Annotated in this window: 12 protein-coding genes and 1 riboswitch; of the genes, 6 read left to right on the top strand and 6 right to left on the bottom strand. The window is 47.0% G+C overall.

Annotated elements, in window-relative coordinates:
- Nucleotides 1-269 precede the first annotated feature (269 nt).
- Complete coding sequence (locus tag PUN32_RS12445; RefSeq protein ID WP_274723509.1) at nucleotides 270-1,604, bottom strand: cation:proton antiporter; 1,335 nt, start codon at nucleotides 1,602-1,604, stop codon at nucleotides 270-272.
- A 191-nt stretch (nucleotides 1,605-1,795) separates the two neighbouring features.
- On the opposite strand from PUN32_RS12445, the gene metH reads away from it, so the two are divergent.
- On the top strand, nucleotides 1,796-5,476 hold the full coding sequence (metH, locus tag PUN32_RS12440) for a methionine synthase (protein ID WP_274723508.1): 3,681 nt from the start codon (nucleotides 1,796-1,798) through the stop codon (nucleotides 5,474-5,476).
- Between the two features lie 59 nt (nucleotides 5,477-5,535).
- Here the strand turns inward: metH and lysC are convergent, their stop codons facing one another.
- From lysC to PUN32_RS12415, 5 genes are all read right to left on the bottom strand, one after another.
- Entirely contained in the window at nucleotides 5,536-6,888 is a 1,353-nt protein-coding gene (lysC, locus tag PUN32_RS12435; protein WP_274723507.1) for a lysine-sensitive aspartokinase 3, read from the bottom strand.
- Nucleotides 6,889-6,998: 110 nt separating this feature from the next.
- Nucleotides 6,999-7,176, bottom strand: a riboswitch (Lysine riboswitch).
- A 161-nt stretch (nucleotides 7,177-7,337) separates the two neighbouring features.
- A complete protein-coding gene (locus PUN32_RS12430) occupies nucleotides 7,338-9,101 on the bottom strand; it encodes a PglL family O-oligosaccharyltransferase (protein WP_274723506.1) in 1,764 nt (587 codons plus the stop codon).
- A 63-nt stretch (nucleotides 9,102-9,164) separates the two neighbouring features.
- Nucleotides 9,165-11,987 carry an excinuclease ABC subunit UvrA gene (gene uvrA / locus PUN32_RS12425; protein WP_274723505.1) on the bottom strand — a complete coding sequence of 941 codons (2,823 nt, stop codon included), beginning with the start codon at nucleotides 11,985-11,987 and terminating at the stop codon, nucleotides 9,165-9,167.
- Nucleotides 11,988-12,146: 159 nt separating this feature from the next.
- Nucleotides 12,147-13,019: a UTP--glucose-1-phosphate uridylyltransferase GalU gene (gene galU / locus PUN32_RS12420; RefSeq protein WP_166013770.1), complete on the bottom strand. Its 873-nt coding sequence runs from the start codon at nucleotides 13,017-13,019 to the stop codon at nucleotides 12,147-12,149.
- Nucleotides 13,020-13,393: 374 nt separating this feature from the next.
- Nucleotides 13,394-14,038, bottom strand: coding sequence for a LuxR C-terminal-related transcriptional regulator (locus tag PUN32_RS12415; RefSeq protein ID WP_166013769.1), 645 nt, complete (start codon nucleotides 14,036-14,038; stop codon nucleotides 13,394-13,396).
- 290 nt (nucleotides 14,039-14,328) lie between these two features.
- On the opposite strand from PUN32_RS12415, the gene PUN32_RS12410 reads away from it, so the two are divergent.
- The 5 genes from PUN32_RS12410 to PUN32_RS12390 all read left to right on the top strand — a co-directional run bounded on the left by PUN32_RS12410 (nucleotide 14,329) and on the right by PUN32_RS12390 (nucleotide 19,427).
- Entirely contained in the window at nucleotides 14,329-14,862 is a 534-nt protein-coding gene (locus PUN32_RS12410) for a single-stranded DNA-binding protein (protein ID WP_274723504.1), read from the top strand.
- A 124-nt stretch (nucleotides 14,863-14,986) separates the two neighbouring features.
- Complete coding sequence (gene csrD / locus PUN32_RS12405; protein WP_274723503.1) at nucleotides 14,987-16,999, top strand: RNase E specificity factor CsrD; 2,013 nt, start codon at nucleotides 14,987-14,989, stop codon at nucleotides 16,997-16,999.
- Between the two features lie 13 nt (nucleotides 17,000-17,012).
- Nucleotides 17,013-18,470 (top strand): MSHA biogenesis protein MshI, encoded by a 1,458-nt coding sequence (locus PUN32_RS12400; protein WP_274723502.1) that lies wholly within the window; start codon nucleotides 17,013-17,015, stop codon nucleotides 18,468-18,470.
- Nucleotides 18,467-19,117, top strand: coding sequence for a type II secretion system protein GspM (gspM, locus tag PUN32_RS12395; protein WP_274723501.1), 651 nt, complete (start codon nucleotides 18,467-18,469; stop codon nucleotides 19,115-19,117). The genes PUN32_RS12400 and gspM overlap by 4 nt, the downstream gene beginning before the upstream one ends.
- A 7-nt stretch (nucleotides 19,118-19,124) precedes the next feature.
- Nucleotides 19,125-19,427: an MSHA biogenesis protein MshK gene (locus PUN32_RS12390; RefSeq protein WP_274723511.1), complete on the top strand. Its 303-nt coding sequence runs from the start codon at nucleotides 19,125-19,127 to the stop codon at nucleotides 19,425-19,427.

Genomic DNA, 19,427 nt, shown 5'->3' with positions numbered 1-19,427 from the left:
GTCGCGGGTTCGAGTCCCGTCCGCTCCGCCACTTATTATGAAACCCAGTCTTCGGACTGGGTTTTTTGCTATTGGCTCTCCACTATTTGGTCAGTGATGTATTGGGTTATCTGGCCTTATCTCCTTATTTTACCGCTCAGCTTCCCCTCCGTCAGTGCATCATGCGTGCCCCTTTCATCCGAGTAATAAAAAACCGATGCACAAGGCATCGGTTTGGTGGTGGGATGGTTTAATCCTGAGCTGGCTAGAGTATCTATTCAAGGATTCGCTCAGCCATGATGTTCCTGCTGAACAGATATCGGGGCATCTTCGCGATTGATTTCAGTTTGCATCGCTCGCTCTGCTTGCTTGGCTTGCTCAATCATTGGGGTAATGGTTGAACCTTGGATCAAGATTGAAAATACGACCACTGAGTAGGTCATGACCATGATCAGCTCTTTTACCTCAATCAATTTTTCTGGAATGACCAAAATACCCGATGGTATTGAAAGAGCCATCGCTAAAGCCAGTCCACCACGTAGGCCGCCCCAAGTTAGAATACGCACCGACCAAGGGTTGTAGTTGCGGTAGCGTTTAAAGCCGATATAAGGCACTAATACGCTGAGATAGCGTCCACACAGTACTAATGGAATGGCAAACACCATCAAAATTAAGTCTTCGCGGTGGAATTCAAACAGCAACATTGACATACCAATCAGTAGAAATAGCAGACCATTTAGAAATTCATCAACCAGTTCCCAAAAATGGTCGAGGTGATCGACGCTCTCTTTTGAAAAGCCAATAAAGCGTGTCCAGTTACCAATCATGATCCCGGAGACCACCATCGCCAGTGGTCCCGAGACATGGATGATATCGGCGAATACATAGCCAGCAGTAGGGATGCCAATCGTGAGCAGCAGTTCCATCGAATGATCATTGGTGGCAGAGATAAGATAGTGGAATACCAATCCTAATAATGCCCCGTAAATCATTCCACCAATCGCTTCTTGCACAAACAGCAAGCTAACACTGCCGATGGTTGGCGTTTGATCGCCAAAAGCGATGGTAAAAATAGTGACGAAGATAACCAAGCCAAAACCATCATTGAATAGCGATTCTCCTTCGATTTGGGTGGCTATTCGTTTGGGGGCTTTTAGCTTCTTAACAATAGCCAGCACTGCGATGGGGTCGGTGGGTGAAATGAGTGCACCAAACAAAAGGCAGTACACCAGATCAAGTGGGATGCCGATTAATCGGCAGAAGCCATATAAAGCGAAGCCAATAAAGAAGGTGGAAAATAGCGTGGCGCCGAGTGCGAGTATGGTAATTTCCCATTTTTGATCTTTAAGGTTGGGTAATTTAATACCTAAACCGCCAGCAAACAGCAGAAAGCCTAAAATGCCTTTGAGCAGAAAGTTCTCAAAGTTAATTTTGGTTACAATGTCGGTAGCGATTTGATTGAGATGAAACCAGTCGTTTTGACCGGCAATCAACAGCAGCAATGACAAAATCATCGAGCCGGCGGTGATCGCAATAGTAGTCTGCATTTTGCTGATCTTGCTATTTAAAAATGCGATCAGCATGGCGGCTGCAGAAAGGAAGCACAGGGTGTAGTAAACGGACATTTTGCTCTCAGTGTATGTAACAACTTGTAAATTAAATTGTGTTTCTGGGTTGGATAAATAGCAAATATTTTTTATCACTTAAGTTTTTACCCACCGTACACGCTATCTATTTTTTCTTAAGTTTTAGCCATCTAGATTTCTGAATTGTGTGTGATAGGATGTGATCACAGCATAAGGAATAGGGCGGTATTGTGGGACAGGAAGTAAGACAACAACTCGAGCAACAATTGAAGCAGCGTATCCTGATCATCGATGGTGGTATGGGGACGATGATTCAAAGCTATCAATTACAAGAGGCAGACTATCGTGGTGAACAATTTGCAAATTGGCACTGTGATTTAAAAGGGAATAATGACCTCTTAGTGCTGACCCAGCCGCAGATCATTAAAGAAATCCACACCGCGTATTTGGCTGCGGGAGCGGATATTCTGGAAACCAACACATTTAATGCCACTACGATTGCCATGGCGGACTATGACATGCAATCCGTTAGCGAAGAGATTAACTTCGCCGCGGCGCAATTAGCACGACAAGTCGCCGATGAGTGGACCGCACGACAGCCCGATAAGCCGCGTTTTGTGGCTGGTGTTCTTGGGCCAACCAATCGCACTTGTTCAATCTCCCCCGATGTGAATGATCCTGGTTTTCGTAATGTGACATTTGATCAGTTGGTTGAGGCGTATGCGCAATCTACTCGCGCGTTGATCAAAGGTGGTTGCGATCTGATTTTGATTGAAACCATTTTTGATACGCTCAATGCCAAAGCGTGTGCATTTGCCGTCGATAGTGTATTTGAAGAGCTCGCCATTACTTTACCGGTCATGATCTCCGGTACCATCACCGACGCCTCGGGACGAACCCTTTCTGGGCAGACGACCGAAGCTTTCTATAATGCGTTACGCCATGTGCGACCCATTTCGTTTGGTTTGAACTGTGCGTTAGGTCCAGACGAGCTGCGCCAGTATGTGGAAGAGTTGTCGCGCATTGCCGAGTGCTATGTTTCGGCACACCCGAATGCGGGTTTGCCTAACGCATTTGGCGAATATGATCTCTCGCCAGATGAGATGGCCGAGCATATTGTTGAATGGGCGCAAGCCGGCTTTTTGAACTTAGTTGGAGGTTGTTGTGGTACCACTCCGCAGCATATTGCCGCAATGGCTAAAGCTCTAGATGGTGTGAGACCAAGGGTTTTACCAGATCTAAAAGTGGAATGTCGCCTCTCGGGTTTAGAGCCGCTCAATATTGGCCCTGAAACCTTATTTGTGAATATTGGTGAGCGCACTAATGTCACTGGTTCGGCGCGTTTTAAACGTCTGATCAAGGAAGAACAATACGATCAAGCCTTGGATGTGGCCCGTGAACAAGTGGCAAACGGCGCACAAATTATCGACATCAATATGGATGAAGGTATGTTGGATGCGCAAGCCTGTATGGTGCGCTTCCTAAATTTGTGCGCGGCTGAGCCGGAAATTTGCAAAGTGCCGGTGATGGTTGACTCCTCGAAGTGGGAGGTGATTGAGGCTGGGCTGAAATGTATTCAAGGCAAAGGGATTGTGAACTCGATTTCGCTTAAAGAGGGCGAAGAAAAGTTTATTGCGCAAGCTAAACTGGTGCGTCGTTACGGTGCTGCGGTCATTGTGATGGCATTTGATGAAGTGGGTCAGGCCGATACTCGCGAGCGCAAATTGGCCATCTGTCGCCGTGCATATCGGATCTTAGTCGATGAGGTGGGCTTTCCTGCGGAAGATATCATCTTTGACCCCAATATCTTTGCTGTTGCCACTGGGATTGATGAACACAACAACTATGCGGTGGATTTTATTGAGGCGGTTGCCGATATCAAACGTGATCTACCCTATGCGATGATTTCTGGTGGCGTATCTAACGTCTCTTTCTCTTTCCGTGGCAACAACTATGTGCGTGAAGCGATCCATGCGGTGTTTCTCTATCACTGTTTTAAACATGGTATGGATATGGGGATTGTCAACGCCGGCCAGTTGGAAATTTACGATAACGTGCCGAGTAAACTGCGTAATGCGGTGGAAGATGTGATCCTCAATCGGCGTAACGATGCGACCGAGCGACTGCTGGAGATTGCTGAAGCGTATCGAGACAACAGTGTCGGCAAAGAGGAGGATAGTGCCGCACTGGAGTGGCGTAGTTGGCCAGTGGCTAAGCGTCTTGAGCATGCTCTGGTGAAAGGGATTACCGAATTTATTGTGCAAGATACGGAAGATGCCCGTCAGCAAGCAAGTAAGCCGATCGAGGTGATCGAAGGGCCGCTGATGGATGGTATGAACGTTGTGGGTGACTTGTTCGGCGAAGGAAAAATGTTCCTGCCTCAAGTGGTTAAATCCGCCCGAGTCATGAAGCAAGCGGTAGCTTACCTTGAACCTTTCATTAATGCCCAAAAAAATAGCAGTAGCTCGAACGGTAAAATCTTACTCGCCACGGTCAAGGGCGATGTGCATGACATTGGCAAAAACATCGTTGGAGTGGTTTTGCAGTGTAATAATTTCGAGATTATTGACTTAGGTGTGATGGTCTCTTGTGAGCAGATCCTCAAAGTCGCGCGTGAGCAGCAGGTCGATATTATTGGCTTATCGGGTTTGATCACACCCTCATTAGATGAAATGGTGCATGTCGCGAAAGAGATGGAGCGACAAGGTTTTACTATTCCATTGTTAATTGGTGGCGCAACCACGTCAAAAGCTCATACTGCGGTTAAGATTGAGCAGAATTATCATGCGCCAGTGGTGTACGTGAATAACGCATCACGCGCGGTTGGGGTGTGTACTTCGCTGCTTTCTGATGATCAGCGGGCTGGATTTGTTGAACGTTTGGATCTGGATTATCAGCGCACGCGTGAGCAACATGCACGCAAGATGCCCAAATCAGCGCCAGTGACCTTAGTACAAGCAAGGGGCAATAAGGCGCAGTTAGACTGGGCAAGCTACACGCCGCCAGCTCCCGCTAAACCTGGTGTGCATGTGTTTGAAAACATTGCGTTAGCAACGCTACGTCCTTATATCGACTGGACACCTTTCTTTATGACTTGGTCGCTGATGGGCAAATACCCTGCAATTTTGGAGCATGAAGAAGTCGGTGAAGAAGCGAAACGTCTGTTTCATGATGCCAATGCTTTGCTTGATACAGTAGAGCGAGAAGGGCAATTGAAAGCCAGTGGTATGTGTGCTCTGTTCCCTGCGGCGAGTGTCGGTGATGATATTGAGGTATATCATGATGAATCGCGCACCCAAGTGGCTTATCGACTGCATCACTTGCGCCAGCAAACGGAAAAGCCCAAGGGCGCGAATTACTGCTTATCGGATTACATTGCGCCGAAAGAGAGTGGTCAGCGTGATTGGATTGGCGCATTTGCGGTAACGGGTGGTATTGGCGAGCGAGCCTTAGCCGATGCCTATAAAGCACAAGGCGATGATTATAATGCGATCATGATCCAAGCGGTGGCCGATCGTTTGGCGGAAGCCTTCGCCGAATATCTGCATGAAAAAGTGCGTAAAGAGATTTGGGGTTATGCCAGCCATGAAAATCTCTCTAATGATGAGTTGATCCGTGAGCGTTATCAGGGCATTCGCCCAGCACCGGGTTATCCCGCTTGTCCTGAGCATACCGAAAAGGGCACCTTGTGGCAGATGTTGCATGTTGAACAAACCATTGGCATGTCACTGACTTCGAGCTATGCCATGTGGCCAGGTGCTTCAGTCTCGGGATGGTATTTTTCACATCCTGATGCGCGTTATTTTGCGGTGGCGCAGATCCAGCAAGATCAGCTACACAGTTATGCTGAGCGCAAAGGTTGGAGTTTACAGCAAGCTGAGCAGTGGTTAGCGCCTAACTTAGAGGTGTAATTAGCGAGCGGTTGAATTGTGAGAGGCCACCGGATGTGGCCTCTCATTTTTTTATGAGATTATTTTTCAAATAGCTCAGTGTGTAGTTTTTGCACCGCTTGCTTGGCGACGGCTTCAGGTAATAAGAAACACAGATTGTGTGCGCTGGCCCCGTAGCAGATCATACGCAAGTTATAATCTTCCAACACGCTGAACACTTGTTTAGCGTAGCCACGGCTCTCTTTCATCTTGTTGCCAATCAGCGCAATTAAACACAAATTGTATTCGACTTCGACGCTGCACAACGCTTCTAGCTCTGCTCGAACTGCTTCTGGTAGTTCAGGCGCGCCACCAGAGGTATCGGTTTTATCTAAGGTGAGTGACACACTGATCTCAGAGGTGGTGATCAGGTCTACCGACAGTTTATGTTTAGCCAGAATCTCAAATACCTTAGCTAGGAAGCCGTAGGCATGGAACATCTGCGCACTACGCAGCGTCACCATGGTTTGGTTGCAGCGCAGTGCCAGGGCACGATACAAGGGGGCGCTTGTTACCTGTTGCCGGATCCAAGTGCCGCCTTTTTCAGGCTCTTTCGACGAGCCTACAAATACCGGAATACCGTGCCGTACTGCGGGTAACAAGGTCGATGGATGCAGAATTTTTGCGCCAAAATTGGCCATCTCTGACGCTTCACTAAAACTGATCTCGGCAATCGGTGCGGCTTTAGATGCAATACGTGGATCGGTACTGTAGATCCCTGGCACATCGGTCCAAATTTCCAAGCCGCAAGCTTGCACCGCTTCCGCAATCAACGCGGCAGAGTAGTCACTGCCCCCGCGGCCTAAAGTAGTGGTATTCCCTTGTGCATCGGAGCCAATAAAACCTTGTGTGATCACCACATGTTGCTGACAAAGTGGGAGCAATTTTTGTTGAGCCAACGCAGCCATTTCCGTTAACTGTGGCTCAGCTTTGCCGTAGTGACTGTCGGTGCGTAGTACTTCACGAATATCAAAACGTACCGCATTGACACCCCGTTCGCACATCAATTGGGTCAAAATATAGGTGGAGATCAATTCACCACTGGCGACCAACTGATCGGTTAATTTTTTGTTGGGATGTGATGCCGCGGCTTCGGCGGCACTGGCTACCGTATCTAATACCTCTTTGACTTGTTGTTCGACCCGAGTGGGATCTGCCAGTTGGTCGATGATCACATAATGGATATCGGTCAGTTGTTGTAAAATCGCTCGACGGCGATCGGCGGATGCCACGCCATTGGCCAGCTCAACCAATAAATTGGTGACCCCAGAACAGGCACTACTGACCACTAAACGGGTTTGTGGATTATTTTCAATGATGGCCGAACAACGGCTCATCGCTTCAAAGTTGGCGACACTAGTACCACCAAATTTGGCGACGTTAAATGTGCTCACGGCAATTCTCCCAGACTTCCTGAAAAACGAGTTGTTGGTAAACCCAACGTCCAATGTTGTGAAGAGAGTGTTGTTATAGAGCAAAATAGAGGGGTGACAATAGAAAGGTGTCCCTTCGAAGCTCTTCATCAGATCCGAACTGATGACAGTTGAAGGGATTCAGCCCATTCAACCGATAAACCAAAGCCGCAACTTTGATTCACCTCGGCACTACTCCCCCTGAATGTTCTGTTTTGGAGTTGAGGCTCCACAAAACATCTGCCTGGGTAGTGCTCCTCTTCTGCTAGATAGCGCATTCATTGAACGGTGTTGGTCAAATATTGTCAACGATAAATTGTGCTTCAAGTGCAAATAAACATAACATTTCAGTGACAATGATTTGCCGTTTCAAGATGCTGCCAAGGTTTGCGGTGAGGTTATCACCGCAAGTTGGGATGGAGTGAAACCACTTATGGTGTTGCTTGTGATGGTGCGACTGTCGTTACTGATGAGCGATACTGAATATGACTGAAATCCTGATTGGGAAATAGAAACTCTGCCTCAGTACAGATTTGCTGAGCACGACTGTTATCACCTAATCCTTGGTAGGCCAAAATTAAATTACTGTAAAAAGTAGGGCGTGGTTGATGTTGAATCACTTGATGTGACCACTGCACATAAGGTTCAATCAACTGTGGTTTTTGTTCATGCAAGCCAATGTGCAGATAAGTACTGTAAATATCCCAGTCCAATCGGTCTTGCCAAACTATCGGATTCGTCACCAGCTTGAGTAGCTCGGGATCTCGCGGTTGCGATTGCTCAAATTGAGTAAGTATATAATTGGTTTGCAATGCGCTAACCATATACAAGCTGGTGATAATCGGCATCACTAAGCTCAGCATACGCAGTAGTGATTGACTGATAAGACTGAAATTGGCCAGTCGGTAACGCGCGACCCGCTGATCAACCCAATAGATCAAGATAATGAAAGTGATCCAGTGAATGGCCGAGTGATAAAATGGATACTCCAATTGTGCATGTAAAGTGATCGGCACCAACAGTGCCAGCATCGCTAAGCGCGTACCGCGTTTGGCGGAATAAATGCGCAGCATACACGCACAGGCTGCCAATAAAATCCCCAGAACTGGCAGCATTCCGCCTTCAACGCCCCAATACAACAGTTCATTATGTGGATGATCCATGGCAGCAAGGCCGGCTGGGTAGTGGCTATTAAGTTGATGCTGGCGAGCGGTATACAGCAGATATTGTGCTTCAAATTTTCCATAACCATAACCAGTGAAGGGTTTTTCGATGATCATATCGATGGCTTGTGGAAAGGTGTAACGGCGTGGGCTTTCGAGATCGGTTTTATTGGCGACCCAATCAGCGTTGTTTTGGCTATGCATCGCCGCAAAGCCGGCGCATAGCCCGAGCCCAATCGCAAGTAACCAGAGAGTAAAGCGTTGGCGAGAGGCGAATCTGTATAGGTAAGCGGCGATCAAAATAATACTGATTAAACTGGCAATCCAGCCGGTACGCGAGGCCAGTACGAGTAATAACGGCACGGTGAGTATTGGTGTGATATACAACATTCCCATTTTACTGAGATGGGCGTCGTACTTCTCCGGTTGCCTTGCGAGTAGATAGCCTGAAAGCGCTAGCCCAGTCGCTAAAAAGCTCGCCATGACGTTGGGTTGTTGAAAAATACCATAAGGACGATTGGCCACACTGTCATAGCCAAATGGATTGCCGGGCGCTAAGTAAAAATATTGCACTAAGCCAATCATGGCTTCAATGAGACTGGCGAGCAGAATAAACCACAGCAGTCGCTGCTTATGTTTATTGCTGAAGCGAAATTGTTGCAGTGCCACAAATAGCAGCAATCCAGTCCACAGTCCGATCAGGCGGTTGATACTGTGTAATCCATCGGCATCGCTATAGGTGATCGGTAACGTCAGCAGCACACAACTGATAGTCAGGCCAATCGTCAGTTTTGAATAACGCAGTGCTTGATTATTGGCGAGTTGATATAAACCAATCGCGAGCGTAATACTGAGCGCAATCCAAGTGGTATTGTTAAACGCGAGCGCGAGTCCAACCCCTCCAGGATTGGGCATAAAGAAATGCATTGCGACTAGATAGACTAGCGCCAAACAAAATAGAAAGGGTTTATTGAGCGGCAGGCTAGGCGTGTGAGGCTCTAGCCGAGTGCCGCTTAACAGCAAAATTGCCATGCAGTTTACCTTAATAACAAACCAGCCCTGGATGGGCTGGTTTGGTTACTTTAGCTTTTTTTTCTAATTCAACAAAGGCTTGAGGAAGCGTGCTGTGTGTGAATTCTCGACCAAACTCACCTCTTCAGGGGTGCCTTGCGCAATAATTAGCCCTCCGCCTTGGCCGCCTTCTGGGCCTAAATCAACGATCCAGTCGGCAGTTTTGATCACATCTAGGTTGTGTTCAATCACCACGACTGTATTGCCGTGATCGCGTAAGCGATGCAGGACATTGAGCAGTTGTTGAATATCGTGGAAATGAAGACCAGTCGTTGGTTCATCGAGAATATATAAGGTTTGGCCAGTATCGCGTTTGGAAAGCTCACGAGCGAGCTTCACCCGCTGTGCTTCTCCACCTGAAAGTGTGGTGGCTGATTGACCTAGCCGAATATAAGAGAGTCCGACATCGATCAAGGTTTGCAGCTTACGGGCAATTACAGGAACCGGATCAAAAAATTCCCGCGCATCTTCTACCGTCATATCCAGCACATGATCAATGGTTTTGCCTTTATAGTGCACTTCCAGCGTTTCACGGTTATAGCGCTTGCCTTTACACACATCACAAGGGACATACACATCCGGTAGGAAGTGCATTTCAACTTTGATCACCCCATCACCCTGACACGCTTCACAGCGACCACCTCGCACGTTGAAACTAAAGCGCCCCGGTTGGTAACCGCGCGCACGGGATTCTTGAGTACCCGCAAACAGTTCACGGATCGGGGTAAAGATCCCAGTATAGGTTGCAGGGTTAGAGCGTGGCGTTCGGCCGATTGGGCTTTGATCAATTTCGATCACTTTATCAAAATGTTCCAGCCCTTGAATCGATGCATAAGGTGCCGGCATGGCAGTGGTTGCGCCATTGAGTGCGGTATGGGCAATCTTAAAGAAAGTGTCGTTGATCAGCGTCGATTTACCTGAGCCAGAAACGCCAGTTACACAGGTAAATAAGCCCACCGGGATCGACAGATCGACATTTTTTAAGTTATTGCCAGCCGCACCTTTTAATTCAACGGTTTTGCTCACATCACGTGGCGTTCGCTGTGCGGGTAGCGCAATTTTTTTTGCTCCACTGAGGTACTGGCCGGTGAGTGAATTGGGGTTAGCGATGATCTCATCCACATTGCCTTGCGCGACCACATTGCCGCCATGCACCCCCGCCCCAGGGCCAATATCAATCACATGATCTGCCATGCGGATCGCATCTTCATCATGCTCAACCACTAACACCGTATTACCTAGGTTGCGTAGATGAGTTAGGGTTTGCAGTAAGCGTTCGTTATCACGCTGGTGGAGGCCAATCGAAGGTTCATCAAGCACATACATTACCCCGACCAGCCCAGCTCCGATCTGGCTTGCCAAACGGATACGCTGCGCTTCACCGCCAGATAAGGTTTCGGCACTGCGTGATAGGTTTAAGTAATTGAGGCCCACGTTAACCAAAAATTGCAGACGATCATTGATCTCTTTCATCACTTTTTCGGCGATTTGCGCGCGTTGGCCTTCCAAGGAGAGTTGCTGGAAAAAATTCAGCGCATCGGCAATGCTGAACTCAACAATTTGTGGCAGCGCGGTATCATTGATAAACACATTACGTGCTTCGATTTTTAAGCGCGTACCGCCACAGCTACTGCATGGCTTATTGGCAATATATTTGGCTAAGTCTTCGCGTACCGAGTTGGATTCCGTATCGCGATAACGGCGTTCTAAATTGTGCAAAATCCCTTCAAAGGGATGCTTTTTCAGGCGGAGATCACCACGATCATTAACGTACTTAAATTCAATTTCAGTACGACCAGAGCCATCAAGAATGATCGATTGAATTTTTTTGCTCAGTTTATTGAATGGGGTATGCAGATCGAAAGCGTAGTGTTCCGCGAGTGCGCTCAACATTTGAAAGTAATAGAAGTTCTTTTGATCCCATCCACGAATGGCGCCTTGTGCCAGACTTAAATTGGCATCTTGCAGTACACGATCGGGGTCAAAATATTGTTGTACACCTAGGCCATCACATGTCGGGCAAGCGCCGGCTGGGTTATTAAAAGAGAACAGGCGCGGCTCCAGCTCGCGCATACTGTAACCACAATGTGGGCAGGCAAAATTGGCGGAAAAAATCTGCTCTTCACCCTCACCTTCCATTGGTGCGATGACGACTATGCCCCCAGACAGAGTGAGCGCGGTTTCAAATGATTCGGCTAAGCGCTGCTGTAGATCACTACGCACTTTAAAGCGATCAACAATCACTTCAATGGTGTGTTTTTTGTGTAATTCCAGCGCGGGGGGATCGGTGAGATCACAGGTTTCGCCATCAATCCGCGCACGAATAAAGCCTTGTGCAGCGAGATTTTCTAAGGTTTTTACGTGCTCGCCTTTACGCTCTTTGACTATGGTGGCGAGCAGCATCATTTTGCTGCCTTCCGGTAACTCTAACACCTTATCGACCATTTGGCTGATGGTTTGCGCTTTAAGTGGTACTTGATGTTCAGGGCAGCGTGGTTCACCGACCCGTGCATAGAGTAGACGCAAGTAGTCATAAATTTCAGTGATCGTACCGACGGTGGAGCGTGGGTTGTGTGAGGTGGACTTTTGTTCTATCGAAATCGCGGGCGATAATCCTTCAATGTGGTCAACATCTGGCTTTTCCATTAACGAGAGAAATTGACGAGCGTAAGCGGAAAGCGATTCGACATAGCGCCGTTGGCCTTCGGCATACAGCGTATCAAACGCGAGAGATGATTTGCCTGAGCCGGAAAGGCCAGTGATCACGATTAGCTTATCGCGAGGAATGGTCAGATTGATGTTTTTGAGATTATGGGTACGAGCGCCGCGTACTTCGATTTTGTCCATTAGGTGTGCTCTTTGCTTAACACGAAGTGCAGCAAGTATTGCATAGCGTGAACAAAGTGCAAGTGAATACTGGATAAAAAAACAGTCATGTATATCGTAAAAAAGCCTACTCATATTGCGGTGAGTAGGCTGACAATATTCGCGGTGTACTTGCTACAATTACTGCGCTTTTTGGGTCAGTTTTTTGGCTAGTTCAATTTTTTGTGCGTTTTGCTTATACATGTTTTCATAGCAGAAGTTGGTGGCCTCGATATAGCCTTCAACGCTACCGCAGTCGAAACGTCGACCTTTAAATTTATAGGCTAACACACAGCCGGATTGCGCTTGTTTGAGTAGGGCGTCAGTGATTTGGATCTCGCCGCCTTTACCGGGTTCGGTTTGTTCGATCAGATCAAAAATATCTGGAGTCAAGATATACCGGCCGATAATCGCCAGATTACTTGGTGCGGTACCCGGTTCTGGTTTTTCGACCATATTATCGACTCGGAACAGATCATCTTTGATCATTTCGCCAGCGATCACGCCATATTTGTGGGTTTCATTTTCGGGTACTTCTTGTACCGCAACAATCGAGCAGCGGAACTGCTTGTACAGTGCAACCATCTGCATCAGTACCCCTTGCTGTTCATTGACACACAAGTCATCAGCCAGTACCACCGCAAACGGTTCGTCACCCACCAGCTCTTTACCGGTTAAAATTGCATGCCCTAAGCCTTTCATTTCACGTTGGCGAATGAAGGTAAAATTAGCACTTTCAATGATGTGACGGATATCAATTAGCAGATCTTCTTTATTGGTGCCGCGGATCTGATGCTCTAACTCATAGTTCATGTCAAAGTGATCCATGATCGATTGTTTACCTCGACCTGTCACAATACACATCCCCGTGATCCCGGCTTGAATCGCCTCATCAACCCCATATTCAATCAGTGGCTTGTTGACGATTGGCATCATCTCTTTAGGCATTGACTTAGTTGCAGGTAGAAAGCGGGTCCCGTAACCTGCCGCCGGAAATAGACACTTTTTAATCATAATTTCGATCCATGGTGTGCTAGGAAAAATAATTTCGACTCTACCATTTCTTATTCACCACTGCATTACGTTGCTGCGATAGGTGCCAAAAATGTGTGTAAAGTCTTACTGTTGCCACATATTATGCGTAGACTAACTGGTACGAAATATCAAATTACCGACTCTATCAAACTGTCCACTGTGGTTAATCCGCACATATTTGGGTATCCCCTTCCTACTTGAAGCTGCAGCGGTGTTGGCTAGGTTCGTTCACTCCAATCACATAGTTTGTCTATGCTCATAGGAATCAATCACTTGCCGCCTACCTGCAACTCGAAGTGGTTTGGGTATAGCTCTCGGCAGAGCCTCACATTCCTGATTGAATGAGATAAATATCACAATATATTTTGGTTCACCCAAGCAATTGCTTTGACGCGGTTTTTGACATTTAACTTCTTAAATATTTGATATAAATGTGATTTAACCGTGAACTCACTGATAAATAAACTTTCAGCAATTTGCATATTGGATGCACCAGTTTGTAAGCTGCGCAGAATTTGAATTTCACGAGCGGTGAGATCGACGGTCGCTTGTGTTTGATGAGTTTGGAATGCATAACGATAGTAGTGCAATAATTGACTACTCACATGGCGCGGTAACCAATTTTGACCATTGATAATTTCACCTAGCCCATGGGCGATGAAATCAGTTTCATCACTGGCATAAAACAGCCCCTTCAAGTTACCAAAAGTTAGTAGTTCGTCAGTTTTTAAGCGCTTAGCTACGTTAAATAAAATCGTTTCAAAGTAGGGACTGGTGAGTTTCAGTGGTCCAAGTTGCTGGCGAATTTGGCCGCTCTGCCGATGGTCGAGCAGCAGAATTTTATGCTTATCAGATTGAAAGTCTTGCAATAAACGTGGTGGCTCAATCACGGGAACGGCTAAATCTAGTTTAGTAATGGCGGCCTGAATATCCGGGTGTACATCGTTTGCTTGAGGGGTGAGTAAGTAAATAGTGCGGGCGTAATTGGCTCGTTGCATGATGATTACCTACCTATACTGATATGAAATAGTGCCCTTAATATGACCAAAAAAAGGTGCTGATGCTATGTGAACAGAGTAATTTGCGGAGCACCTCTATCGCGTAAGTAATCGATAGGTTTGTCAGTGAGTTGTTTTGGTGAAATGGTCTTAAGAAGCGAAATTTGTGAAACGGAGATTAATGTTGTGCTCAGCATAATCGGGGAATTCGATTGGTTCAGCTGACAAAACGGTGGTATCCTTGTCGACTACTTAAAATCAATAGATATGACCTGATTACGGAGCAAAACATGGCAAGCCGTGGCGTGAACAAAGTAATTTTGATTGGTAACTTAGGCCAAGATCCTGAAGTGCGTTATATGCCAAGTGGTGGCGCGGTAGCGAATATTACCATTGCGACTTCTGAAAGCTGGCGTGATAAAACGACCGGTGAACAGAAGGAAAAAACCGAATGGCACCGTGTGACGCTGTATGGAAAATTGGCAGAAGTTGCAGGTGAATATTTGCGTAAAGGCTCTCAAGTTTATATTGAAGGTCAATTGCAAACGCGTAAATGGCAAGATCAGAATGGTCAAGATCGTTACTCTACCGATATCGTGGTGCAAGGCTATAACGGGATCATGCAGATGCTTGGTGGCCGTGCACAACAAGGCGGTATGCCAGCCCAAGGTGGTATGAATCCTCCTGCGCAGCAAGGTAACTGGGGGCAACCACAGCAGCCGGTTAAACAGTCTCAACCGATCCAGCAACCTGCGCCGCAACAATATGCTCAGCCGCAATATAATGAGCCCCCGATCGATTTTGATGATGACATCCCATTCTAGGGGTGTGATTGACGAAAAAAGCCGCGAATTTCGCGGCTTTTTTATATAGTTATCTCAATTGGTTGTAATATAAATAGTTTGGGACTGGACTCCCAGTTGCAGCGCACAAGGAACATAGTACGAAATGAGGTATACACCGACATTAAAATTGAGTACTCGGCTCGTCGCGTTTGTGACCATGACGGTGATCAGCGCCATGTTTATCCTTTTTATTGGCGGGATATTATCTTTTCAGCGCCTCGGTCAGGAATATCTCAATCACTATCTGCAGGGTATTGTTGAGGTCGTCGATAAAGAGCTGGATGATCCTGATGCGCTACACGCTATGCCACATTGGATGCCGAAGATGCTGCAAGCCAGTGGCATTATTGAAATGCAACTTAGTTCTCAAACCACGGTTGTGTATCGTTTTAACGATGCAGACGCCAGTATTGACAGCACTCGTGTATCTCTAGTTACGCTGCCACTCAAACGCCACCCCGCTTATGTAGCACATTTTAAGGCTATTCCCCCCTATCTCAGTTATGCAGACTCTCCACAAGCGATGTGGTCGACTTCACTTGCCATCTTGTTGATTATATTGTTCCTACAGCGAGGGGTTAAGTGGTTAAAAGAACAACTATTCGGCTCCGAGCTTTTAGAAGAGCGTGGGCGAATGATTTTAGCTGGACGGGTTGAGCAGCATGCAAAAGGTGATCCTCGAGAATGGCCTTATACCGCTAGCGAAGCGATCGACCGCTTGATTGAAGAGTTGCAGGATGCTCGTCAAGAGCGTAGCCGCTTTGATACTTTCATTCGCAGCCAAACTTTTTTAGATCAATTAACCGGCACCGCGAATCGAGTGTTGTATGACAGCAAACTGGAATCCGCTTTGCTAGAGAGTGGCGCGCATGGTGGAGTGATGATGCTGCGGCTCGACGATCTAGAGTCGGCACGCGAAGATAGTTCGAAATTGTCAGTCGATGAGCTGATCGTAGAAGTCGGTCAGTGTTTGTCTAATATCGTACAGCGCTACCCAGATGCGATTTTATCTCGTTATTACGATGATGTATTCGCGCTGTTTATTCCTCATCAAGGGAGTAAAGAGGTGGCGCAGGTTGCTTCTCAAGCCGTCAAATTGATCGAGCGTCTTGTGCCACCAGAGCCGCTCAGTGAAGACAATTGGTTCCATATTGGTGTGACCATGTACCATGAAGGGGAGCGGCGTGGGCGGATCATTGATGAGATGGAGACCTCGCTTAAAAGTGCCCAATTACAGGGGGTTAATGCATGGAGTCGTTTTCAAAAACCGCAGCAGTTACCAGAAAGCCGCGGCAGTGTGCGGTGGCGTACTCTGTTTGAGCAAGCGCTGCAGCCTGATGCAATTTTATTATATCGTCAGGCCTGTTATCTCACTGCGGCTAATAGCGAACGTGAGTTGGTGCATTACGAATTGTTTGCCCGTATTCAAGATCCACAACATGGCATTCTGAAAGCTTCTCGTTTTAGTTCGGCGTTAGAAACGGTCGGTTATGAGGCGATGTTGGATCGCGCAGTTTTATGCAGCGTAGTGCATTTTATTAAGCAAACTGAGAACTGTGATCCTCTATCCATTAATTTACACGTTGTTCCATTTAGCAATAGAAGATATGCTCGCTGGATAACTAATGAACTGATGCAAATGCCATTTTCTTTGCGTTCGCGGCTCTCATTTGAGTTTTCTGAAGCGCACCTAATTAAGCATTTGGATTATATGCGCCCGATTGTGCGCATGTTAACTGGGTTAGGTTGTCAGGTAGTGGTTGGGCAAGCGGGCAGAACCATTGTTAGCACACACTACATCAAAGAGCTAAAAATTAATTATCTTAAACTGCATCGCAGTTTGATTAAAAAAATAGACCAACGTTACGAGAATCAACTGTTTATACGCAGTTTGGTTGGCGTGTGTAGTGGAACACAAACGGAGGTGATCGCGGTAGGGGTTGAAACACCACAGGAGTGGCAATCTTTACAGATGTTAGGAGTGAAAGGTGTGCAGGGACGACTATTTGATGAAGAGCGTCAGATGTTGCCGCTTCCATCGACAGAGCCAGCCAAATGCTCTCCTGCGATCTCTTTGACTCCCGTCAGTAAACGTAATCGATGGCGAATCAAATAACAGTGGCTGGAGCATGAAAATACCAAGCTGGACCAACCCATTAGGTTGGATAGGAAAATTATTTACTGCAAAAACGACTGCTCAGCAACTGTACGTCATGGTACAGCCAGAAAGTTTATTTTTTACCGCCGATGATCTGCCGCCGATCCCTGCTCAGCCGTTAAACCAGCAAAATTGGCAATCGGTGCTAGTGCAAACTTTACAGCAGCATGCGATTCATGATGTGCAAATACATCTGGTGCTTCATTCACAGCTTTATCAAACTTATCAAATCGATCAGCCCAATCTACCTCGTGAAGAGTGGTCTGCGGCATTGCCATTCTTGCTTAAAGACATGCTCAGTGAAAAAGTGACTGAGGTGGTGGCCGATGCGCATCTATTGCCTGATAGCGGTAAAGTACAGGCTTATGTGATCAATAAGCGTGTCATTCTGGAATTACAAAGCATGGCGCTAGCCGCGGGCTTAACGCTCGGCAAAATCATTCCCGAGCAAGCCATTTGGGGTTTAACGGGTGGCGAGCTTAGCCATTTTTTATTACTGCATCGAAGCTTAGGTGGCAGTTTTAAGCTGGATGCTTTTATTGATCGACAATGCAGCTTCCAGCGTACTTTGCGTGGAATTAGTGCACCAGTCACCGATAACGCGGCCAGCGCTTTGCAATTAGATAGCTTGGCGCTCGAATTACAACGCTCGATTGATTATCTGTCGGCGCAATTTAAAGGCGGCGCTTTACAGCAGCTCAAAGTGTGCTGCGATGGCGAAGATAGCCAAGCCTTACTCGCAGGACTGAATGAAAGGTTAAGCGTTAGGGCTTCGGGGCTGGCAGGTGATGCCGCTTTATGCGGCGAGCAGTTAGCGCGTTATGTACGTCATGTATCGCAAGAATCGATCAATTTTTATCAATCGCATCTCAAACCTAAACGAGACCAATTTAGCTTAACCAACCTATTACTGGTTTGGTTGGCGGTCAGCACGCTGTGCTTATTTGGTTATGCCGGTATTGAATACCAAAATGCGCTAGCTCGCCAACAAGCACAAGCCTTGTTGCAGCTAAATCAATCGTTGACGGAGCAAGCAGTGACCTTGCGCCAGCAAGCTGCAGCCCATCTTCCTTCGCCGGTGAAATTAGCGGCGATTGAACGGCTCAAAAAACAAATCACCGCCCAACAGCAAGTGCAACAAGCGATGGCGCAATTTGATGTGACCCAGCAAGCTGGTTACAGCAGAGTATTAAATTCGTTAGCGCAATTGGCTCGGCGTGATATCTCTTTAAACCGGATTGTGTTGGATGCTGTGCAGCTTAATGTGCAAGGATTAGCGCGCGATCCTGCGGCGATCCCTAATTGGATCAATCAGTTTAAACAAGAGGTAACCTTGTTAGGACGCAGCTTTGAACAATTGAAAATTGGCCGCAATGAGCAGGATATCATCACCTTTGAACTTAATTCTCAGCGCGGGGAGCGTAAATGATGTCTTATTGGCAAACCGTGGTGCGCCAGTTTTCAGCTCTTTCACTACGCGAAAAAGGCTTGATCGCGCTATGTGGTACGGTGTTGTTGGTGGTGGTATGGCTGATTGGATTGATTGAACCGGCTTTAAAGCAGGGACAAGCACACCAATTGCAGATGCAAAATTTGCTCACCAATAACCAGCAACTGCAAAATGAAATGACGATACTGCAAGCCAAATTGGCGCGTAATCCAGATCACAATTTGGATCTGGAATTAGCCCAGCTGACGCGGCAAAGTCAAGATCTGGCTTTGCAACTTGCCGAGCAAATGACCGCTATGGTGGCGCCGTCCGAGATGCCGAATTTATTGGATAATGTGCTTAGGCAAAGCCAAGCGCTTAAATTGATCGCTTTAGAATCGTTACCAGCTGAACCGATCGTTCGTTCTAGCGATCCCAGTGTCAAATCAGACTACTATCTGCATCCGGTGCGCATGGAGTTGACCGGATCTTATTTTGCGATCCGTGATTATTTACAAGCTTTGGAAGCTTTGCCAGTCAAATATTATTGGCGCCGTTTTCACTATCAAGTTGAACGCTATCCACAAGCCAGGATGATCCTCGAAGTCTATACCTTGGGGAGTCGAGAGGAGTTTATTGGTGGTTAAATATGTAATGTTATTGGCGTTAATCGTGGTGAGTCAGAGTTATGCCAGCCAAGATCCCACTGCACCACTTGGTTGGCAGACGTCGAGCAAAGGAGATGCACTAACACCGCGTTATCGAGTACCAAGTCTGCAAAGTATTGTCTGTACTGAAGGAAAAAGTTGCTACGCAATTCTTGAGCAACAGGTGGTAGCTCAAGGGGATGTCTTGAATGGTTATCGGGTAGCGGCCATCCAACCCAATCAAGTCAAACTAACCCGAGCAGGGAAGGCTTGGCAATTAGCGCTCTTCGCTCTCGATATAAAACAATAA

Source organism: Vibrio chanodichtyis (assembly GCF_028863985.1).
Taxonomy (GTDB): Bacteria; Pseudomonadota; Gammaproteobacteria; order Enterobacterales; family Vibrionaceae; genus Vibrio; species Vibrio chanodichtyis.
The sequence above is the reverse complement of the archived record's forward strand: the minus strand, read 5'-3'. Positions and strand labels throughout refer to the sequence as shown.